17 protein-coding genes and 3 pseudogenes are annotated in these 20,030 nt (G+C 70.7%); 15 read left to right on the top strand and 5 right to left on the bottom strand.

Translation table 11 applies throughout. The features are described from left to right. Positions 1 to 587: 587 nt before the first annotated feature. The 3 genes and pseudogenes from ABZW10_RS32330 to ABZW10_RS32320 all read left to right on the top strand — a co-directional run bounded on the left by ABZW10_RS32330 (position 588) and on the right by ABZW10_RS32320 (position 3,153). Positions 588 to 932, top strand: coding sequence for a hypothetical protein (locus ABZW10_RS32330; protein ID WP_355373115.1), 345 nt, complete (start codon positions 588 to 590; stop codon positions 930 to 932). Between the two features lie 237 nt (positions 933 to 1,169). Beyond that, a pseudogene (locus tag ABZW10_RS32325) lies at positions 1,170 to 2,285 on the top strand (IS630 family transposase). Between the two features lie 70 nt (positions 2,286 to 2,355). Further along, entirely contained in the window at positions 2,356 to 3,153 is a 798-nt protein-coding gene (locus ABZW10_RS32320; RefSeq protein ID WP_355373112.1) for a GNAT family N-acetyltransferase, read from the top strand. Between the two features lie 219 nt (positions 3,154 to 3,372). On the opposite strand, the gene ABZW10_RS32315 is transcribed toward ABZW10_RS32320, so the two are convergent. The 4 genes from ABZW10_RS32315 to ABZW10_RS32300 form a co-directional block, all read right to left on the bottom strand. Continuing rightward, positions 3,373 to 3,876: a hypothetical protein gene (locus ABZW10_RS32315; protein ID WP_355373110.1), complete on the bottom strand. Its 504-nt coding sequence runs from the start codon at positions 3,874 to 3,876 to the stop codon at positions 3,373 to 3,375. A gap of 82 nt (positions 3,877 to 3,958) precedes the next feature. Next, positions 3,959 to 4,117: a hypothetical protein gene (locus tag ABZW10_RS32310; RefSeq protein ID WP_355373107.1), complete on the bottom strand. Its 159-nt coding sequence runs from the start codon at positions 4,115 to 4,117 to the stop codon at positions 3,959 to 3,961. A gap of 287 nt (positions 4,118 to 4,404) precedes the next feature. Continuing rightward, positions 4,405 to 4,584 (bottom strand): hypothetical protein, encoded by a 180-nt coding sequence (locus ABZW10_RS32305; protein ID WP_355373105.1) that lies wholly within the window; start codon positions 4,582 to 4,584, stop codon positions 4,405 to 4,407. A 34-nt stretch (positions 4,585 to 4,618) separates the two neighbouring features. After that, positions 4,619 to 7,372 (bottom strand): AAA family ATPase, encoded by a 2,754-nt coding sequence (locus ABZW10_RS32300; protein ID WP_355373102.1) that lies wholly within the window; start codon positions 7,370 to 7,372, stop codon positions 4,619 to 4,621. Between the two features lie 198 nt (positions 7,373 to 7,570). On the opposite strand from ABZW10_RS32300, the gene ABZW10_RS32295 reads away from it, so the two are divergent. From ABZW10_RS32295 to ABZW10_RS32265, 7 genes are all read left to right on the top strand, one after another. Then, positions 7,571 to 8,581, top strand: coding sequence for a helix-turn-helix domain-containing protein (locus tag ABZW10_RS32295; protein WP_355373099.1), 1,011 nt, complete (start codon positions 7,571 to 7,573; stop codon positions 8,579 to 8,581). A 23-nt stretch (positions 8,582 to 8,604) separates the two neighbouring features. After that, the gene (locus ABZW10_RS32290; RefSeq protein WP_355373097.1) at positions 8,605 to 9,567 is read left to right on the top strand and encodes a helix-turn-helix domain-containing protein; all 963 of its coding nucleotides are present in this window, start codon (positions 8,605 to 8,607) and stop codon (positions 9,565 to 9,567) included. Between the two features lie 672 nt (positions 9,568 to 10,239). After that, the gene (locus ABZW10_RS32285) at positions 10,240 to 10,452 is read left to right on the top strand and encodes a hypothetical protein (protein WP_355373094.1); all 213 of its coding nucleotides are present in this window, start codon (positions 10,240 to 10,242) and stop codon (positions 10,450 to 10,452) included. A gap of 468 nt (positions 10,453 to 10,920) precedes the next feature. Continuing rightward, positions 10,921 to 11,346, top strand: coding sequence for an RNase A-like domain-containing protein (locus tag ABZW10_RS32280; RefSeq protein WP_355373092.1), 426 nt, complete (start codon positions 10,921 to 10,923; stop codon positions 11,344 to 11,346). A 16-nt stretch (positions 11,347 to 11,362) separates the two neighbouring features. Further along, positions 11,363 to 12,031, top strand: a complete 669-nt coding sequence (locus tag ABZW10_RS32275) for a hypothetical protein (RefSeq protein WP_355373089.1) — start codon at positions 11,363 to 11,365, stop codon at positions 12,029 to 12,031. A 410-nt stretch (positions 12,032 to 12,441) separates the two neighbouring features. After that, positions 12,442 to 12,876, top strand: coding sequence for a hypothetical protein (locus tag ABZW10_RS32270; RefSeq protein WP_355373087.1), 435 nt, complete (start codon positions 12,442 to 12,444; stop codon positions 12,874 to 12,876). Positions 12,877 to 13,058: 182 nt separating this feature from the next. Beyond that, a complete protein-coding gene (locus tag ABZW10_RS32265; protein WP_355373084.1) occupies positions 13,059 to 13,610 on the top strand; it encodes a GNAT family N-acetyltransferase in 552 nt (183 codons plus the stop codon). Positions 13,611 to 13,889: 279 nt separating this feature from the next. Here the strand turns inward: ABZW10_RS32265 and ABZW10_RS32260 are convergent, their stop codons facing one another. Beyond that, entirely contained in the window at positions 13,890 to 14,195 is a 306-nt protein-coding gene (locus tag ABZW10_RS32260) for an alpha/beta hydrolase (protein WP_355373200.1), read from the bottom strand. On the opposite strand from ABZW10_RS32260, the pseudogene ABZW10_RS32255 reads away from it, so the two are divergent. From ABZW10_RS32255 to ABZW10_RS32235, 5 genes and pseudogenes are all read left to right on the top strand, one after another. Next, positions 14,140 to 14,400, top strand: a pseudogene (locus ABZW10_RS32255) (WYL domain-containing protein); the annotation flags it as partial. The gene ABZW10_RS32260 and the pseudogene ABZW10_RS32255 sit on opposite strands and share 56 nt — an antisense overlap. Positions 14,401 to 16,110: 1,710 nt before the next feature. Then, a complete protein-coding gene (locus ABZW10_RS32250) occupies positions 16,111 to 16,506 on the top strand; it encodes a hypothetical protein (RefSeq protein ID WP_355373081.1) in 396 nt (131 codons plus the stop codon). Positions 16,507 to 16,542: 36 nt separating this feature from the next. Continuing rightward, positions 16,543 to 17,211: an ATP-binding cassette domain-containing protein gene (locus ABZW10_RS32245; protein WP_355373079.1), complete on the top strand. Its 669-nt coding sequence runs from the start codon at positions 16,543 to 16,545 to the stop codon at positions 17,209 to 17,211. 50 nt (positions 17,212 to 17,261) lie between these two features. Continuing rightward, the gene (locus ABZW10_RS32240; RefSeq protein ID WP_355373076.1) at positions 17,262 to 19,502 is read left to right on the top strand and encodes a hypothetical protein; all 2,241 of its coding nucleotides are present in this window, start codon (positions 17,262 to 17,264) and stop codon (positions 19,500 to 19,502) included. A 173-nt stretch (positions 19,503 to 19,675) separates the two neighbouring features. Continuing rightward, positions 19,676 to 20,030: pseudogene (locus tag ABZW10_RS32235) on the top strand (hypothetical protein); the annotation flags it as partial.

Genomic DNA, 20,030 nt, shown 5'->3' with positions numbered 1-20,030 from the left:
CGGTGACAGCACCCCGATGGGCGCAAGCGGACAGTGCGTGGCAGGAAGCTCCTCGTCGGCGGGGACGATGAGCGCAAGCCCGTTCAGGTGCGGTCCAAGCCAGCTGGCCGGTCGGACGACGGCGGGCTCCGCTGCGATGGGCCCGGTCGGCCCGTCAAACTCGTGGGCGCCTACGCCAAGACCGGCATCCGCCCGGATCTGCTCTACGACTTTGTTGCAGGCCCGCTCGCCGGCGAGGCGCGCGGCCGATGTTGGGGCGCCAAGCAGATGCTTCCGACAGTCAAGGGCACCGCAGACCAGCGCAAGCGCCTGGAGAAGCTCGCAGCGTGGTCCGCGGACCACAGCGGTCACGAATACTTCATGAGCTGCGACGATTGTCAAGGGACAGTGGGATCTGGCTCTGATCCACATTTCGGGACTCGGTGACGGTCCGTCACGGTGTCAGGAGTATTCGGCGGCGGAGGAGGTCGAGGTTGGCGCGGCCGAACATCTGCCGCTTCAGCATCTTAAAAGTTACGTGGAATCTGCCGGGGTGATCATGTCTCTCCGGTGCGACCACGGAATTGGGAGATGTGTTGAGTGGCACGTTGCTGACGGAGAAGCGGCCGGTGCTCGGCCGGCACGAGCAGGCGGCGACCTGGCTGACAATCTGGACGGATCTCGGACGTGCGCCCCGCACGATCGACGCTTACGCTCGCGGGCTGGCCGAGTACCTGTTGATGTGCGAACGGGAGAACGTCGACCCGATAGCCGCGAACCGGGCGCATATTGCTTTCTATGTAAGGGAGTTGACCTTGAGGCCTCACCGTCGAGGAGCCAACGTGGTCTCGATCGACTCGGGGGCGGGGCTGGCCAACGCCACCATCCAGCAGCGTCTGGTGCCGGTCCGCTTGTTCTACGACTTCCTTACTGACTTCGGCTCGTCCGGGTGAACTGTCCCGAATTGCCTGACGGGCTCGCTGCGGTGGTTGTGTCCGGTGGTGTGTGAGGTATGCGGATGGGGGCGGGCTGACCGCCGCGGGACGGGTGCGCCGGGAATTGGTGCGGATGCAGGCGAACCCTGACCAGCCGAAGTCAGTAGTGCTGTGACCGCATGGGTTCGCCGGGTTGGCGCTGTCGGGCCATCGGCCGGTTGGATGTCGCGAGACGTTCAGCTCGGAAGGGGAGTGGTGGCAGAGCCAGTCAGGGTCCGCAGACTCACGGACCATGAAGGACAGCAGTTGCAGCGGATCGTGCGACGAGGCAGTACCAGCTCGGTGCGGTATCGGCGGGCGATGATGCTGCTGGCCTCGGCCGGTGGGAACCGGGTGCCGGTGATTGCCCGGCTCGTGCTGGCGGACGAGGACACGGTGCGGGACGTGATCCATCGGTTCAACGAGATCGGCCTGGCCAGCCTGGACCCTCGGTGAGCGGGCGCCTCGTCCCCGCCTGCTCAGTCCTGACGACGAGGACTTCGTCGTTCAGACGGCCACCACCCGCCCGGCCAAGCTCGGGCAGCCTTTCACCCGCTGGTCCATCCGCAAACTTCTGGCCTACCTGCGTCGGGTTCACGGCCAGGTGATCCGGATCGGCCGTGAGGCCCTGCGCTGCCTGCTCACCCGGCGTGGTGTCACCTTCCAGCGCACCAAGACGTGAAGGAGTCCACCGACCCCGAGTACGACGTCAAGCTCGATCGGATCGAACACGTCCTGGACCGCTTCCCGGAGCGCACCTTCGCGTTCGACGAGTTCGGCCCGCTCGGCGTCCGGACCACCGCGGGCAGCCGCTGGGCCGAACAAGGCAAGCCGAACCGGCTGCCCGCGACCTACAAGCGGACCCACGGCGTCACGTACTTCCACGGCTGCTACTCCGACGACACCCTGTCGGGCGTCAACCGCCGCCGCAAGGGCACCGCGAACACCCTGGCCGCACTCAAGTCGATCCGCGCCGCCCGCCGGGACGGCGCCCCCAACTACGTGATCCTGGACAACCTCTCCGCCCACAACGGCAAGAAGATCCTCCGCTGGGCGAAGGACAACAACGTCCACCTCCGCTTCATCCCGACCAACGCCTCCTGGGCCAACCCGATCGAGGCCCACTTCGGACCGCTGCGGCAGTTCACCCTCGCCGACTCCCATCACCCCAACCACACGGTTCAGACCCGCGAACTGCACGCTTACCTGCGCCGGCGCAACGCCAACGCCCGCCATCCCGACGTCCTGGCCGCACAGCGTCGCGAACGCGCCCGTATCCGCAGCGAGAAAGGCATCCGCTGGGGCGGCCGTCGCCCGACACGTGCCGCGTGATCACTCACGTCTGCGAGGAACAGGACAAAACTCAATGGCGAGGCCGCCCACCTCATGCTGGAGTGGGCGGATGGATCACGAAGAAGTGCTCGCCCTGTTCGACCGCCAGATGAGGCGCGACGCGCAGCCCGACGGTGCCGGAGCCCGCGTCGAGCGTGACGGCGATGTCGTGCGGCAGGTCGGCGAGGATCACGACTGGAACGGCGTCCTCTGGTCGGACCTCGACGATGCCACGGCGGATGCGGCGATCGCGGCGCAGGTGGGCTACTTCGGCACGCTGGGGCGCGAGTTCGAGTGGAAGGCATACGCCCACGACCGGCCCGGCGATCTCGGGAGGCGGCTGCGGTCGGCCGGGTTCACAGCCGAGCTCGAGGAAGCGGTGATGGTCGCCCGGATCCAGGATCTGCCGGCCGACATCGCGCTGCCCGAGGGCGTCCGCCTGCTCTCGGTGACCGATCCCGCGGGAGTGGATCTCGTGGTGGACGTCCACGAGCAGGCCTTCGGCACCAGCGGCGCCGGTCTGCGGCAGCGGCTGCTCGCCCAACTGACCCAGGACTCGGAAACGGTCAGCATGGTCGTTGCGATGGCCGGCGACCTGCCCGTCTGCTCGGCGCGGATGGAACTGAACCCGGGCACGGAGTTCGCCGGCCTTTGGGGCGGCGGCACTGTGACCGCCTGGCGAGGCCGGGGTATCTACCGGGCCTTGGTCGCCCATCGCGCCCGGATCGCCGCCGGCCTCGGTTACCGCTACCTTCAGGTCGACGCAACCGACCAGAGCCGCCCCATTCTGCAACGACTCGGGTTCGCCATCCTGAGCACCACGACTCCATACGTCTACCCGCCCCAGCGTAACGACCGCGGAGCGTAGCGCGGCAACGCGGCCATCGAGCACACCCGGTGAACCTTCTCGGTCACAGCACCAGCCATGTACGGCGGACCTTCCTGCCGACGACGTCCTCGATGGCCTGGGCAGGTTGAGCAGCGGCCCAGGAAGGCGGAGGGGACCTCCTCGATCGCGGTACGCAGTTCCCCGGTCAGCCGCCGGGCCTCGGCCCGCGAGGCCGGGCCCCCGAGCAGTGCAGCCGCGCTATGTTCTCCCCAGGGCGGTTGGTCTCCCACCGGCCGGGAGTCGTGGAACACCCCTCTTGCTTCCCTGGGGACCCGGCCGCTGTGCCGCTCGCACGCTGCGCTGGCGTTGGTGGGCCGACACCGCCAGGATCCCGGCGGTCAGGACGGTGCGGTGCTCACCGTGCTGCTCGCCCGCCCGCACCTGCCGCTGTAGGCCGCTGTGATGGTCGATGAGCTGCTGCATCGTCTTCCTTCTCCTGCCGAGGTGTTCGGCCAGGGCGTGTTCCAGGGCGAACAGCGAGTGCGCGACGGCGACGGTGGTGGACTTGTATCGGTAGTACGAGTGTCGGATCTGCTGGTGGGAGGTCTCCAGCACGCTGACCACGTAGGCGGGCGCGTGCTCAGGCAGGACCAGTGCGGCGACCAGGCTGTGCATGTCCGAGTAGTGGCCGACAAACAGGCGTGTGCGAGAGTCCGACACCGGCCAGGGGAGTGGTGCAGGCAGGCGCGGCAGAGTGTCCATCCGCGCAGTCTCGCGGCCCAGCCCGCGCCGGTGCCAGCGAATTCGCAGACTTCGCGAGGTCCGGTGGGCGGTGAGTCCGCTGTCAGGCCGCCTGTTCCTGCGCCGCGTCCGGCCGGGTGGCCTGCTTCAGCCGCATGAGGGCCTCGTGGCGGTTGCCGGCCTCGGCCCAGTGCGCGTGGGCGTGCAGCTCGGGGCCGATGGCGCTCGTCTTCGTCGTGGGGGAGCGCGACCAGGCCGTCACCGCTGTCCGCGCGGCCGACAGCGAGCTTGCTGAGACGATCGCCCTGGCGGTGGCTTACGGCGTGCCGCCCGACAGGTTCGCCGCCGTTCTGAAGCCGCTGGTGCCCCTGACGTCGTCGCAGGACCTGTTGGCCGGCCTGTTCGTGTTGGCGTTGTTCAAGGATGGGACGGGCTCCGCCCGGCGTACCGCAGCCCGGTCCTCGACGCTGCCCCGCTCGTTGGCGTGTGCTCTGTCGGGGCTTTTGCGGACCTGTGCTCGTTGGGCTTGGCCGGCTGCGGTCCCGGTGGTCAGCGGGCGCTGCTTCCGCCTGGTGGCCGGGGGCAGCGGAAGAAGAGTTCGGGATCCCCCTCGTCCAGGCCGTCGACCAGCCCGACCGGATGCCAGCCCGCCTGGTGCAGGAGGCGCTGGACGGGCTGGTTCGAGACGTTGGTCGAGAGGTGTCCTGCCGCGGTGTATGGCCGGAACATCCGCGGGCGAGCACCTGCCCGCCGGCCGAACGGGTCACGCCCGGTCCGTGTCCAGCTTTTCGCTCAGCTGGCTGCGGGAGGTGATTCCGAGTTTCGGGAAGATCCGGTACAGGTGTGTGCCGATTGTCCGGGGTGACAGGTGCAGCTGCCGGCCTATCTCTTTGTTGGAGAGTCCCTGTACCGCCAGCTGGGCGATCTGGACCTCCTGGGGTGTGAGGAGGTCCCGGTCGGGGCGGCCCTGGCTCGTGCTGCCCTCGCCGGCGGAGCGGAGTTCCTGGGCCGCGCGCTCGCGCCAGGGTTCTACGCCCATGGCGGCGAAGGAGTCCCGGGCGATCCGCAGCGGAGTGCGGGCCTCCATCACCCGGCGGCGCCGGCGCAGCCAGGTGCCGTAGGCGAGCATGAGCCGGGCGCGGACGAAGGGTGTACGGGACATGTCCAGGTCGAACGCCGACCGGTAGTGTTCTTCGGCGTGTTCGTCGTCGGCGAGCAGCGCCTGGGCGAATCCCAGGCTCACCCGGATCATCTGGACCTCGCTCGTCCCGGCGGACGTGAGGAGCTGTTGCAGGGCGGCCTTCGCTGTGGCGCGCTGGTCGTCGCCGGTGGCGGCCTCGGCCAGTTCGGTGATGGCCATGGTCTGCATGAACGGGTGGTAGGAGGGGTCGGCGGGGTCGAACACCCGCCGGACGCAGGAGAACGCCTCGGCGAAATGGCCCGCGGCGAGGCCGATCAGGCCACGGGTGATCTGGATGTAGGCGAGCTTGGAGGGGTCGACCACGGTCAGTCCCTGGCCCTCCGCCTCGCCGATCGCGATCCGCGCGGTGTCCAGGTCTCCGCGCAGCGCGGCGAACTGGGCCTTCGCCACCCGCGCGCCGGTCAGCCAGCGTGGTTGCGCGGTCTCCTCGGCCAGTCGGGCGGCCTCGGCCGCCGCCGGGAGTCCGGTCTGCCAGTCGACGGTGTGGACGGTGGCGAGGGCGAGGAGCACGAGCGTCTTGGTCAGCGGGCCCCGGCGGCCCTGGCGGCGCAGTCCGTCCGCTGCGTGGCGGGCGAATCCGGTGACGTGGTCGAATGCGTTCACCATGATGGCCGCGTTGCCCAGGGTGGCGGCGGTCACGACGTCGTACCCGCCCTCGCGTTCGAGGCGCCGCAGCCGGTCGATGACCGTCGCCGACGCCTCCAGCGGGGCGGCCCCCGCCAGTGTGCATACCAGGTCCGGGTGGAGTTCGGGGACCGGTAGCCGCTCGGCGGCCGTCACGACGCGCTCGCGCAGTTCCCGCCCCGGGTCGGCCCACCAGCACCGCCACGCGGCCACGCGCAGCAGCCGCAGCGCGAGTTCGGGATCGCCGGCCTCGGCGGCCTGCTCGGCGGTGGCGATCAGCAGGTGGATGCGGGAGGTGGTGGTGTCGGACTCCGACTCCAGCCATTCGCGCAGCAGGACCACGCGGGCCCGCTCCAGCACGTCCGGGCCCAGCGATTGCGCCTGCTGGAGCAGCTCCGACACGCGATCGGCCTGGCCGAGTTCGAAGTGCAGTTCCGCCGCGCCGAGGAGGCGGGCCACGCTGTGTGAGGGAAGCCCGCTCAGCGCGGTGGCGCGTTCCAGCGCCGTCAGGGCCACCGCCGCGGCGCCGCGCTGCCTCGCGCTGAGAGCCGCCTGGTCCAGTTGCCGTGCCACCGCTTCGTCGGGCCGGCCGCCGGCGGCGGCCCGGTGCCACGCTTGCCGGTCGGGCTGTCCCTGGAGGGTGCGGGCGAGCGCGCCGTGGGCGGCGAGACGGTCCGCGAGTGAGGCCGAGTTCAGGACGGCGGAGGGCACCAGCGGGTGGGTGAAGTCGATCCGGAACCCGTCGACGCGCACCAGACCCGCGGCGATGGCGGGCTCCAGGGCACGTGCGGACACCTCGGTGCCCGTCAGGGCCGAAGCCGCGGTGAGCACCTCGTTCAGCGCGCCGTCGTCGGCGGTGGCCGCGACCAGCAGCGCGAGGTGCGTGTCGCACGGAAGGTCGGCCGGCTGCGGGGAGAAGGCCCGCTCCAGTCGGGCGGTGAGGGGAAGCCCGGGCGCCAGCGCGGATCCCGGGGGTGCCCCGTCCGTCCCCAGGGTGGTGGGCAGCTCGGTCAGCGCGAGGGGGTTGCCGGCCGACATCTGCGCCACCAGGCGGCGCGTGCCCGGGGCGAGAGCGGGGCTGCGGGCGGTCAGCAGGGCGTCGGCCGCGTTCGGCTCCAAGGGCTTGAGGTGCAGCTCGCGGATGTCGGGGGCACCCCGCCACACCGTACGGTCCTCGCGGACGGCGACGAGCAGGCCGACGGGTTCGGCGCCGAGGCGGCGTGCGACGAACGCGAGGACGTCCAGGGTCGGCGTGTCCAGCCACTGGGCGTCGTCCACGACCAGCAGGACGGGGGCTTCGGCGGCTGCCTCGGCGAGCAGGCCGAGGACGGCCAGCGAAAGCACGAAGAGCTGCGGCCCGGAGGTGCCGGGGGACTGCTCCGCCATGCCGAAGGCCCCCATCAGCGCCTGCGCGAGGGGGGCGGGCAGGCGCGCGACGAGGTCCGTCACGGTGTGCGTCAGCTGGTGCAGCCCCGCGAACGGCAGATCGCTCTCGGCTCGGACACCCGAGGCCCTGAGGACGGTGAATCCGCAGGCGCGCGCCCGGGCGGCGGCGTGGTCCAGGAGGGCGGACCTGCCGATCCCGGGCGCCCCGTGGATCAGCAGCGCCTCGCCACGCTCGGGCAGGGCGTCGACCAGTGCGTCGACGGCCGCCAGCTCCTCGTTGCGGCCGAACAGTGTGGTGCCTGACATCCGATCTTCCTCTGCGCCTACGCCAGTGCTCTGACCTGCACCGTTGCAGTGTAGGTGCACGCATCGCACGGTTGGAACGCGCTGAGAGTCATGTGTCCGGCGGCACACCACCCGCAGTCGCTTCACCGTCATTCGGCCGCCGACGTAAGTCATCCCGTGTCCCATGCTGGATGCCATGCCGACCGCAGGAGAGGACCCATGACACCCGTGACCAACCCGGCCGGGTTCCCGAAGGACGGGACCACCGGTCATCGCTGGAGCCGGGCCGTCTCCATCGCCGCCATGCCCGTGACGGTCGCCTCGCACGAGCCTGCGTCGGACCCAGGCCGGATGACGACCCGCCGGCTGGGGCATCTGCTCCTCATCACCACCCACGCCGGCCCTCGCCGCTCCACCCGCGGCCCGCGGGAGATCGCCCGCGGCACCAGGCAGGCCGAGGGGTTCGTCGTGGTCGCCGTCATGGGGGCCACCGGTGCCGTCGTGCAACAGGACGGCCGGACGGCCGAGGTCCCCGCGGGAGCGGTTTCCTTCTGGTACACGCAGACCCCCCATGTGGTCGACCACCCGGACGGAGTGGACGTCAGGGCGTGCCTGCTTCCCCGCCGGGCCTTCGGCGTGCGCGACGAGCAGCTGCAACGGGTGACGGCCGCCGTGGCCGATGCCGCCGGCCCGGTGACCGCCCTGGTCAAGCAGTCCCTGCTGGCCCTGGCCGAGACGGCCGGGGGCTGCCCGGCGCTCGTCACCGGCCGACTGGCGTGCAACGTCGCCGACCTGGTGGCCACCCTCGTCACCGAGCAGGCCGCCCGTGGCACACCGGCCGCGGACGACTCCCGCCACACCCGGATCCGGGAGATCCACGCCCACGTGGACCGCCACCTCAAGGATCCGCAGCTCGGACCGCAGACGATCGCGGCCGCGCACCACATCTCCGTCCGCTCCCTCCACAAGCTCTTCGAAGGGGAGGGGACCACCGTCAGCCGCCTGGTCCAGCGCCGCCGGCTCCGGGCGAGTGCCGAGGACCTCTCCGGCAAGGACAGCGGCGACAGCACGGTCTCCGGCGTGGCCCAGCGGTGGGGCTTCACCGATCCGGCCCACTTCAGCCGGCTCTTCCGTGCCTCGTACGGCATCTCACCGAGCCAGTGGCGCGACACCCGCGCCGCCGCCGAGCCGCCCGGGCCGCGCGACACCCGGGGCCGAGTGTCCCGATGACCGACCAACCCGAGGGGAACCCGGTGCCCGCATCTCTCTCCACCGCGTCGCTGTCCGCCTCCGACCGGGCGGAGAGCTGGCGGCACGCCGTGTCCCACACCTTCGTGCCGATGACCGTGGACTTCCTGGAGGAGGTGCCCTCGCCCGGGGAGATCGTCGGCGAGCGGCTGGGTTGCCTGCAGATCTCCAGGGTCCAGGCCGGGCCCCAGGCGGCGACCCGCTGCAGGCACCTGGCCGACGGCGACTCGCCGACGCTCGTCCTCAGCCTCCAGGAACGGGGCACCGCCCTCAAGGAGCAGGACGGCAGGCAGACGCTCATCCGGCCCGGCGGGTTCTCCCTCACCGACACCTCCCGGGTCTTCCGCACCAGGATGGAGGAGGACTTCGTCTTCACTTCCTTCCACTTCGCCCGCGCCGATCTGGACGTGCCCGAGAAGGACCTGCGGGAACTCACCGCCACGGCGTTCAGCGGCGCCGAGGGCAGCGCCGCGCTGCTGACGGACTACCTGGCCGGGATGGCGCACCAGGCGGCGGAGCTGGACGAGGCCGTCGGGCGCCGGGCCGCGGCCACCGCACTCGACCTGCTGGCGCTGTTCGTCGACGACCGGGCCGGGCGCGCCCGGCCGCAGGGTGCACGGACAGCGGCCTCCTTCGAGCGGGTCAAGGAGTACATCCTGCGCAACCTCCGCGATCCGGACCTGTCACCGTCCACGATCGCGGCGGCGAACTACATGTCCGTCCGCTTCCTCCACAAAGTGTTCCAGCAGGAGGGCACCACGGTCGGCGGGTGGATCCGGACCCAGCGGCTGGAACGCTGCCACCGGGACCTGCTCCGCCCGATGGCGGGGGAGCTCGGGGTGGCGGGGATCGCCCGGCGCTGGGGCTTCACCAACTCCAGCCACTTCAGCCGCGCCTTCCGCACGGCCTACGGCATGACGCCGCGGGACTGGCAGGCCGGCGCCCACCACACGCGCCGCAACGGCTGATCCGTCCCCTGCGAAGGGCTCCGCGCTGCTCCCGGCGCCGCGCGGGCGCGGCCGTCCGCCGTGCGCCCGGGGCGCCGGGCTGCTGCGCGCCGCCCTCGCCGACTCGTACGCCCGCTTCGGTGGGCCCGATCGGCTGGACGGCCCGGCGGCGACGTCCGGACCCGGCTGGGAGCAGGCGACCTGGACCGCGCCCGGGGTGGAACTGCTGCACGAGGGCACGGCGCAGGGCCGGACCTGCCGCCTTCCGGACGGCCTCTGGGGGTCCGGGCGGCTGGAATCGCCGTCCAGCACCAGGGCGACGGCCGCCCCGGCCGCATCGTCGCCGACCGCTTCAGCCGCCCCCGGGACCTTCCCGAGCGCCGACCTCGCCCCCGACGTCTTCCTCCACGCCGCCGCCTCGCCCACCCCGCTTTCCGAGCCCGCTTCGGCACCGGCCGCGCCCGACGGGGTGCCGGTGCCGGACCTGGCGCTCGCGGCGGCCGTCCGCCGCCCACCCTGCGCGGCCCGGGCGAAGCGCGCCGCGACTACGCGCTCGGCGACGGACTGGTCCACCTCACCTGGCCCGGCACATCCGGCGTCCAGGCCCTCGGACAGCGCGGCCGCCAAGTCCTCGAGGCGCTGCACGCCGCAGCCGGCGACGGGGCGGAGCCGTCTCGGCTGCGGTCGGCGCTGGTGCTGCTGGGGGAGGGCCTGGACTGCCCGAGGGGCCGGACACCGGCCGAGATGGCGGCGGACCTGGAGGCGGTGGTGGCGGTCCTGGCCCTCGACAATCCGGCGGTACGGGCCGCGGCCACCGACCTGGCCCTGAACCGCCAGCAGGCCAGTACCGAGACGGTGCTCACCGAGGTCTTCGCGCAGTGGGTCCACCTCGGGGTCCAGCTGTAGACGCAGGGGTATCCGGGGCCGCGCCAGGAGCTCTCAGGGTGTGGGGCGTTGAACCTCCGGGCCGGGGTGCGGTGGCGTGGCCGGTCCCGAAGGCGGTGTCCGTCGTGGCGGCCAGGGTGGGCAGTTCGCGTTCCAGCTCGGCGAGCACCGTGTGGGGCATCGCCGCGGCCAGGACGCACACCGCCGCCGGCGCGGCCCGCTCGCCCGCCGCCGGATTGGGCAGCGTGGCGGCGAGCGGGCTGCCGGTGACGGCACCGGCGCTGAGGTCGTACGCCAGTTTTCACATGCCCGACCCAGTCCGGCCACCTTCGAAGCAGCCCGAACAGCCCCGTGATCTACGTCACGAAGCACCATCGCCATCGCACGCCGCCTCGAACAAGTCCACCCAAAGCAGAAATCCCGCTCAGCCAAACTGGCTGAGCGGGATCTCGTGGCCATTCACGAGTCAGACTCGTGAACAGTCGCATCGTGGCCGACGAAGGCATCAACGGAGCACACACCCTCAACGACCATGTGGGGCTGAGCGCCCAGAAGATCGAGGAGAAGATCGACAAAAGCGGGATCGCCAGCGTGCGGAACGATCAGGCCACCGCCTCCAGGCCCGTGGCGGAGGCCTTCCGGCAGTGGCTGGACCGCAGCCCGAAGAACGCCACGAAGTTGGCCAGGTGGGTCTCAGAACAGTTGCAGAAGAGGTCCTTCGACCCGACCGTCGACCTCTTCCCGATCGACTGGGAACTCAGGGGCGAGGGGCCGTTTGGCACCCCGTGCACCCGAGTCGCCGGTACGACGCAAGGCATCGCCACAGGAAATAAGGTGATGATCGGACTGAAGTACGCCCGAAAGCACGGCAAGGACCCCAGCCGGAACTTCGTTGTCTACACCGCCTACCCCTAGTAAGGACACCGACACCGTGGATCCGCGTCAGGACTTCCATGAGGACTTCGGGATCACCGGGCTGGCCCGCTACATCGGAATGCAGCTTGAGTACCTCGACGCGCCCGGCTGCTTGGACCTGGCCCTACGCCTGTCCGAGGACAGGGGAGGTTCGGCGTACGTCAAGGAAGTTCTGGACGACGCCCGGCGCCTGGCACGGTCGTCGATGCCGGACGAGGCGCTGTCCGCCTTGTGGCTGGCCGCCGTGAACGGCCGGTTCGATCCGGCACGTGCAAATCTTCCGATCCGCGACTGGTTCGACCGGATTGCGGACACTTGCACTGGCTATGTCCGCCGGGACGACCCTTCCTTCGAGCCGGAAGAACCGGAGCCGGACGGCCACCCGGAACTCGGAGCCACCCTGCTGGCAGAACTCCGCGCGGTCGAAGCGGTGCTGGCGGAGAAGGCCGTCACCGACCTGTACGTGCCGCCGCTGCCAGCACTGGTGCCCGCCCTGGAGGCTGCGATCACCACCGGGGGAGCCGACCTCGGCTTCCGGCTCTTCCTGCGGGCCATGAAGGTGTACTTCATTCCGATCGGTCCGGGCCGCCTGGCCCGCTTCGAGGAAATCGGCCGCACACTCGGCTACCACGACTGGGTCGTCGAGGACGGCAACCTCAACGTCTGGGCGGACCTGGAGGACTGACCACGACAGGAAGCCGGGCCTGCTCTGCCCAACAAAGCGGGCCCGGCTTCCTGTTGCGGTCAGTGTGGAGGGCCGTTCCGGTGCCCTCACCCACCTGACCCAGCACAAGCTGATCGAAGACCTCGGCACCGACCTGAGGATCGCGGGGGGTGTTATTGCGGTGTGGTGGTGTCTGTGAGCTGGGGGTTTGTGGGTTGGGTGAGGCAGGGCTTCGGGGTGATGGGTGGTTCGTCGGGGTGGTGTGGGCTGGGTTTGTGGTCGGTTCGATGATTCGGATCATGCGTGTTGATGATGCTGGCTTGGTCTATCATTGAAGTTTGACGAGTCTCACTGGAGTTGGACCAGCTCCGTGGAGGGCCGGGTCGAAATCCTTTGGTGCCGTGACCCGGTTGTCTGCGATTCTCGGGCGCGTGTCAGCTCGTAACCGCCGCCTGCCGCGACACCTGTCGTGGCCGCTCACCTCGACGGACATCTGCTCCGCCCTCGGTGAGACGCCCTCCAGCGCTCTCCAGCTCAGCTTCTTCGGCCACCACTGGGCGGACGGGACTCTCCTCAAGGCCAGGTGGGTGCCACCGACCGGCTCGAACTACGGTGCCGGCCTCCCTCCCGACTGGTGGTCGAGCGTCTGGATCACCATCGGCTCCGTCTTGAGCGGCGAACGGGCCACCGCCCGCCAGGTCCTGCGCGAACAGGCGCTCCCCGAGCTCCGGAACTGGGTGGGAGAGGCCCGGAACGGCTCCGAAGCATGGGCGCTGAGCAGGCACACCATCGCCTGGCGGTACGTCGACCAGTCTCTGCACCTCAGCCACGATCAGCAGCCGTACCAGCCGGTCAAACGTTCCTGATACGCCGTCAAACTTCGTTGCGACGGGTCAAGTGCTGACCCTGACAGGTGGCCTTGACCGTTTGCCATCCGATCTTGACCGTCACCGAGTTCCTGCCATTTGATCTTGACCGGTGGTGGGGTTGCCGTGCGGGCGTAGATTGATCAGCGGTCAGTTGGAATTTGGTTCTTGGGGAGAGCACCGTGATCGAGCGGAAGGAGTGGCCGGAGTGGAGCGATATGGACGTCGCCGAGGGTGGTCCTGACACTGTGCGGGACTTCCTGGCGATGTTCCACGACCACAGCTCCTGGCTGGTCCCGGTGCAGTACGTCGACCTGCTCGAAGCTCTGGAGTGGGAGGAACCCCCGCCGATCGTCAAGCAGGTGCTGCGCCACGTCCGGGCCGGACAGATGCGGATCTGCCGGGACCTGATCACCCGCATCACGGGCGGCTCCGTGCTGACCGACGAGGCTCCGGAGTTCGCTCCCGCGGTCGAGGAACCCGAGCTCTACCTGCACTTCCTGGTGACCAGGGTGAGGTTCCGGCAGTTCAGCATGGCGGCCCTGGTCGCCGATGCCCGGGCCGAGGCCGCCCGCCGTGGTGCACGGTTGCTCCGGACGCACTGCTGGGCCGGTGAGGACGGCCGCATGGTGCGCGAGTACGAGGAGTTGGGCTTCACTGCGGCCCTGGAGTTCGAGGAGCTGCGGTCGGACGGGTCGCTCTGGCCGGGCTGGGTGCTTCAGGCCCGGGTGTGAGCGGGCGGTCAACCTCAGAAGGAGGACACGCTGCGGGGGTGCAGGGCCCGGCGCGCGCGCTCCGCCCTGCGCGACGCCGCCGACATGCTGCTGACCGCCGCCCCGACCCTGACCACACCGCCTGCACCCGGTCCCGCAGACGGAAGCGTCAGCCGACACCACCCGGTGTTCCCTGCCGTCGAGCCCGACGTACGCGACCTCGAACCCTCGCGCCGTCGCAGGCGCCCCGCCGGCGGCACTGTGAGCAACCGTCACACCACCACGGTGCTCACCTCTCACTCAGCCGGTCTGCCTGCTCGGCCGGTCCTGATGTTCCAGCCATTTCGTGATCACTCGGTTCGTTTCCTCGGGTTCTTCCTGCTGGATCCAGTGGCCGCAGTCCAGGCTGACCACGTCCACGTTGGGTACGAACTCGGCCAGGTTCTCGGACCTCGTGACCAGGTCCCGCTCGCCGTAGATCATGAGGGTCGGCTGATGGATGATCGGGTCCGCGTCCGCCAGCAGGTGCCAGTTGCGGTCGAGGTTCCGGCGCAGGCGAACGCCCCTGGAGATCCAGGCACTCTGCACACCCCACGGCATCGGCATACTCCGGATCGGACTCGGCGATCGACTCGAAGTGGGAGGCGCCACAACCGACGGCCGCATCGAGGTCGTCATCCGCGGCCGCGACGAGTACACCCTCGCCGGCGAGCTCGCCGGGCTCGTCGAATGGCTTGCGGTCACCGGCCCTCCGAACGTGCGAGCCCACCTGGCTTCGATCGGCAACGCGCTCGTCGAACGCTACCGGTGAGCTCACTCTGCGCGGTCGGCCAACCTCCATGCCGAACGGTCCTGCTTCGGCGGTAAGGGACACGAGTGTTCTGCTGCCGGCCAGGCCAACTGAGACTTTGCCATGGTCATCGAGTCAGGACAGCCCGAATTCCTTGATGGCTGCCCGGGCGTCGGTGAGTTTCGGATCGGTCCGTATCGGGATGGGGTCTGGGTGATCGTCAAGGTTACGATCCCGACATCAAAACGGACCGATCCGAATTCCGACCGCCCGCGCGGCTGCCGCCACCCGCAGCCCCGGCCCATCAGCGGGCGGAGGACCTCGAGACGCTGCGCCGCGCCACGTGCACCAACCCGAGCATCCGGTTCGGCGACCCGGACCGCCTGTACGACCTGAGCCCGACGCTCGGTGAGGGCTGGCTGGCCGCCTCCGGGAACGACCCGCAGGCCGAGGACGTTCACCAGCTGCTCCACCGGGGCCGGCCGGTCGGCTGGACCGCGCCGCTGCCCGACGGCCCGTGGGGAGCGGCCGGGCACATCGCCGCCCAGCACCAGGACGGGCTGGCCGCCCCGATCCTGACCGACAGCGCCAGCGGAGCCCGCACCCACCGCACTGTCAGCGACGCCCTGTCCGCCCCTCAGCGCACGCACGTCACCCGGCTGAGCGCCGAGCGAGTGGTGGCCAGACGTGCCACGCCTGGCCCTCAAGCGTCCGACCGGCTGGAGCGCACCCTCCGAACGCGACCTGGGCATCCCGACTCGGCTGGATCGAGGAGTACGACGTCCAGCGCGGCACCTGGACCACCCTGATCGACAGCAGCATCGTCGCCGACGCCGCCAGCGGCGAGCCCCTGCTCTGCCCCGGCGCCGACGGCGCCCTCGCTCTGCTGCGCCCGCGCGACCGGATCCGCGGTCCGGCTGCGCCCCGCCGGTACCTTGACGGCCGTCCCGGCGCGGGTGGGTGGATTCCTTGACGGTCGGCCCGCGACCTTGATGCCCGTCCCAGGGCTCGGCGGGATCCCTTGACGGCCGCCCGGGCGGGGCATCAAGGTGCGGGCGGGTGGTCAGGGTTGCAGCTGGGTCCAGCCGCACGGGCGCCGGCCTTCGCCGCCGAGCTGGTGCCACACCGCGGCGGCGGGTCCGTGCTCGAGGAGGTCCTCGACGCGGGCGGCGTGGCGGGGACGGCGACGAGCAGATCGGCGGTGGCCGGCCTCGCCTCGGCGGCCAGGCGCAGCTCCTCAGATGCCGCGCCGACGCCTGCTGCACCGCCTGCCGGTACACGCCCCCCACGAATCTCAGGCCCACGAAACAGGCCCGGTGCGCCGACTGCTGAAGAACGGACGCTGTGGGTTGCGGTCGGCAGTTGCGCCCCGGCTATCTGGACGGCCTTGAAGAACTCGTCGAGTCGACTTGCGTCCCACCCTCCACTCGAAGCCCTGGTGGAGGCCGATGACAGCTGTGCCGTCCGCACTGGCCTCCGGTGACAGGCGGGTTCAGGCCAAAAGATGCGTTGCTCGGAACCCGGCGGGGTGGCTCCGTAACCTGGCGCGCGGTCTCATCATGACCGTCGTCCGCTCATTGGTTTGACATCGATGCGGGACCATTTCGACCGCTTCATACGCGCCCATAGTGACCAGGCGTAATGACTTGAAAGCAGCCTGTAGTTTCCATCTGGGGTACATAGCGTGTGTACGCACCCATGAATCGCATGGGCGACTTCGGAGGGGTATCCATGAGGAGTTCTGAGCGGGCCGGGCGCTGGATACGGCGCGGCGCCGTCGGTGCGGCGGCCCTGGCCCTGGGCCTGGGGGCGATACCCGGCCAGGCTATGGCCGACAGCGGCGTCATATCGGCCTCGAACGGACAGTGCGAGGCGCAGTGGCTCTCGGGTCCCGACTGGTTCGGCATCCGGGACGTGGACAACCATGATAGTGACTACTGCTACGTCGACTACTCGTTCAACTCGAACCACTCGGCCAGCAGCCGGATCTCCCGGCAGCAGGACGTCAACACCAACTGGGGCTACTACGGCGTCACGGTGACCTCCAGCTACATCTACTTCCACGTCTGCAAGGAGCGCCAGAACGACCCGGACATCTGCTCGGGCTGGGTCACCGCCACCACCTGATCCACCGGTTCATCGGCCGTCGCAAGGAGTGAACGCGTGCCACCAGTCCTGCAAGCCCGGGCCCTGCATCTGAGTTACGGCCCGGCGGCCGCGGTGGCGGGCGTCGACCTGAGCATCGACCCCGGAGAGGTGGTGGGCGTGGTGGGGTCCTCCGGATCGGGGAAAACCACCCTGCTGCACTGCCTCTCCGGGCTCCTGCTCGCCGACAGCGGCAGCGTCCTCTTCCTCGGCCGCCCGATCGAGGACATGACGATCCGTCAGCGCGACGAGCTGCGCCGCTCGCACTTCGGCTTCGTCTTCCAGTTCGGCGACCTGGTACCGGAACTGACCCTGCTGGAGAACGTCTCCCTGCCGCTACGCCTGCAGGGGCTGCGGGCCGGGGAGGCCCGGCGGCGGGCAGGAGATCAGTTGGAGGCGCTGGGGATCGGCGGACTGGCGCGCCGCACGATCGGGGAGGTGTCCGGGGGCGAGTTGCAGCGGGCGGCGATCGCGCGGGCGCTGGTGCACCGTCCGGACGTGGTGTTCGCGGACGAGCCCACGGGAGCCCTGGACGACCGCAACTCCGAGGTGGTATTCGGCCTGCTGCTGGAACAGGCCCGGAAGCACAGTGCGGCGGTGGTGCTGGTCACCCACGACCGGCACCTGGCGGCGCGCACCGACCGCACCCTGATGCTGGCTGCCGGACGGGTGGTCGAGCCGGCGTGAACCCTGCAGTCACAGTGCCGGCGGCGCTGGCGGTCGCGTGGCGGGCAGTGTTGTCGCGCCAGGCACGGCGCCGGGTGGTCCTGCTGGCCCTCGTCGGGGTGGTCGCCGCCCTCGGGGTCCTCGCCACGGCCGGCGCGACCGTGATGAAGGAGCGGGAGAGGGCCCGCTCCGGTGCGGCGGTGCCGGTGTTCGGCCCGCAGGCCGGCTTCGGTGGGGAACCGGTGTTCAGCCGACCCGGCGTGGCCGAGACCGGCTGGAGCGAACTGGAGCACAAGTACGGCAGCCACACCGTCAAGATCGTGCGGGTCGCCGATCCGCAAGCCCGCGGCCCGTTCCCGCCCGGTGTCGCCGCCTGGCCGGGTCCCGGTCGGGCCCTGGTCTCGCCCGCGCTCGACCGGCTGATCCGCGACGCCCCCGCCTCCCTCGGTCAGTGGTTCGCCGCGACGGACACCGAGGTCCTCCCGGCAAGCGGCGTGGGCAGCGCCGGCCAGCTGCTCGCCTACGTCGGCGTCGCGCCCGAGGAACTGGGGACCCAGCAGGGCCCGCTGACGGGCTTCGGCGGCGAAGGTGGCGGCGGACTCGGCTGGTACCCGGCGCTCGGCTCCGTGCTCTTCCTGGTCATGCCAGCCTTCGCGCTCGTCCTGACGGCGAGCCGATTCGGCCGCCAAGTCCGCACCATCCGCTACCAGGCGCTGCGGCTGCTCGGCCTGCCCGCAGCCCAGGCCCGGCTGGCCGGGGCGCTGGAGACGGCCGTGCCGGTCGCGGTGGGCGCGCTGACCGCCGCACTCGCCTGGCCGTTCCTGCTGCCGGACATGTTCGCCCTCCCGGTCACCGGCCGCTGGCTGTTCGGCGCCGACCTGCGGGTACCCGCCGGGCAGTCGGTCCTGGTCGTCCTGGCCGTCGCAGCGCTCGCCGGAGTTCTCGGCGCGGCCACCGCCTCGGGCTCCGACCGCGCATCGCGCGAGGTGCGCTTCCTGCGGCCGGTGCGGCTCACCAGCCCCTGGGTCGCGCTGCTGTTCGGCGCCGGACTGATACTGCTGGCGGTGGCCTACTCCCGCCACAAGCCGCGCGACCCGCTGCTGTGGGCGGCGATCGTGCTGCTCGGCGTCGGCCTTCCCAGTACCGCCGCCTGGGCGGGCCAGCGGCTGGCCCGGCTCCTCGGACGAGTGGAGGCGGGCGTGGTGTGGCTGCTGGCGATGCGGCGGCTGGCAGCGGACCCGCAGTCGCGCTTCCGGGTCGCCGGAATGGTCGGGATCGCCGTCTTCGCCGTCGGTGCCGCCCAACCGGTCTCCCAGGTCATGGCCCAGCCGAACCTGCCCTGGGTCGCCCAGGCGCGCGCCGCAGGCCACACCGACCTGCTCGCCAAGGCCGAGACCCTGGAAGCCGTCCCCCTGCGGCTCACGGAGCCTCCGGCGACCGTACACGGCCTGGTTTCCGCCGTCGCTCTGTGGTCCCCCGGCCAGGACCCGACCGCCCGCCCCGCTCACACCGCGCTCGTCGCCAACTGTCGCCAACTGGAGGACCTCTTCAGCCGGCCGCTTCCCGACTGCGCCGGCGGCCGGATGACACTGAGAGCCGGCGCCCTGCCGGCCGTGGACGGGGAACCCCTGGCGCAAGGCCCGTCGAACACGGGCGAGGGCCTGCTCCTGCGCTCCGCAGACCGGACCCGGAAGACGGGCGTTCCACCCGCCTCGACGGCGCTCCCGCTACCGGCTGACCTCGACACGCCGGTCGGGGCCGTCATGGTGCTGCCACCCGACGACCCCGCCCTCGCCGAACTGGGCGACCCGTTCAGGATCGCCGCCTACCTACGGGTCACCGTCGACGTACAGGCCTGGGAGGAGGCCAGGACCTGGGTGGTGACCTCCTCACCCGCCTACCGGCTCGAGAACTCCTACCAGCTGTCCGAGGTCGCCGACAGCACCGGCAGCTGGGTCCTGCTCGGGCTGACCACCGCTGCCGCCATCACCGTCCTCGGCGCCCTGCTGACCGTCGCCGAGGACGGCGCACGCCGCCGGGAGTGGTTCGCCCTGCGGGCCCTCGGCATGGCCCGCGGCCGGCTGACAGCCGTCCAACTCACCGAATCCCTCATCACCGCAGCCCTCACCGCAGCCCTGGCCACCCTCGCCTCCACGACCGTCGGCATCACCTATCTGAGGATCAACGAGGACCACCTCGACACCGGCCTTCCCTACGTCCTCGCTGCAGGATCCGGCATCACTGTCGTCGTCCTTGCCGCCGCCGCCAGCAGTTGGGTCACCCTGCGTAGACCCCACCGCGAGACTTTCTAGTAGGGCTTGGTCAGGCCGACGCGTGATGGCGTGTCCTTGTCCGGGATGGGGTCGTTGGTGTGGTGTGACACCTGGGGAGAAGGCCGAGGTCCGGGAGGACCTGGAGGCGTTCACGGCAGAGATGTTCGGGGCGTTCACGCGGTCTGCCACTTCCCGCCGGGCACGCAATGCCGTTGCTTGAGACGGTCAAGCAGTGCCGTGACCGGTCAGCCAACGTCGACACCTTCGCGCACTTCGTCGAACGGGCGCGGGAGGCGGGAGCGGTGATCGTCCCGGCGATGGCCTTCTTCGGCGGCTTCGGCGACCTGCTGGCCACCGCGGTGATGGGCGACTGGAAGGCGGCCGACGAGGCGCACATCGCCTACGGACTCAGCGGCTGGCACCCCACCGCAGGGACGCGCACGGCGGGCGCGGTCTCCCGGCAGCGGCGGGACGGCGGACGCGTCGTGTACACGAAGGGGCAGTTGGAGCACCGCCACGATGCCCCGCCCACCGTGGAGTGGCTCTTCCCCGACCCGATGGGCCCTC

This window comes from Kitasatospora sp. NPDC004723 (genome assembly GCF_040609255.1).
Lineage (GTDB): Bacteria > Actinomycetota > Actinomycetes > Streptomycetales > Streptomycetaceae > Kitasatospora.
The sequence above is the reverse complement of the archived record's forward strand: the minus strand, read 5'-3'. Positions and strand labels throughout refer to the sequence as shown.

Excerpts from the sequence above, each read along its gene's own strand:
- ABZW10_RS32320 (WP_355373112.1), top strand. The coding sequence starts at position 2,356 with ATGGATCACGAAGAAGTGCTCGCCCTGTTCGACCGCCAGATGAGGCGC.
- ABZW10_RS32315 (WP_355373110.1), bottom strand. The coding sequence starts at position 3,876 with ATGGACACTCTGCCGCGCCTGCCTGCACCACTCCCCTGGCCGGTGTCG.
- ABZW10_RS32305 (WP_355373105.1), bottom strand. The coding sequence starts at position 4,584 with ATGTTCCGGCCATACACCGCGGCAGGACACCTCTCGACCAACGTCTCG.
- ABZW10_RS32300 (WP_355373102.1), bottom strand. The coding sequence starts at position 7,372 with ATGTCAGGCACCACACTGTTCGGCCGCAACGAGGAGCTGGCGGCCGTC.
- ABZW10_RS32295 (WP_355373099.1), top strand. The coding sequence starts at position 7,571 with ATGACACCCGTGACCAACCCGGCCGGGTTCCCGAAGGACGGGACCACC.
- ABZW10_RS32260 (WP_355373200.1), bottom strand. The coding sequence starts at position 14,195 with ATGCCGATGCCGTGGGGTGTGCAGAGTGCCTGGATCTCCAGGGGCGTT.
- ABZW10_RS32250 (WP_355373081.1), top strand. The coding sequence starts at position 16,111 with ATGAGGAGTTCTGAGCGGGCCGGGCGCTGGATACGGCGCGGCGCCGTC.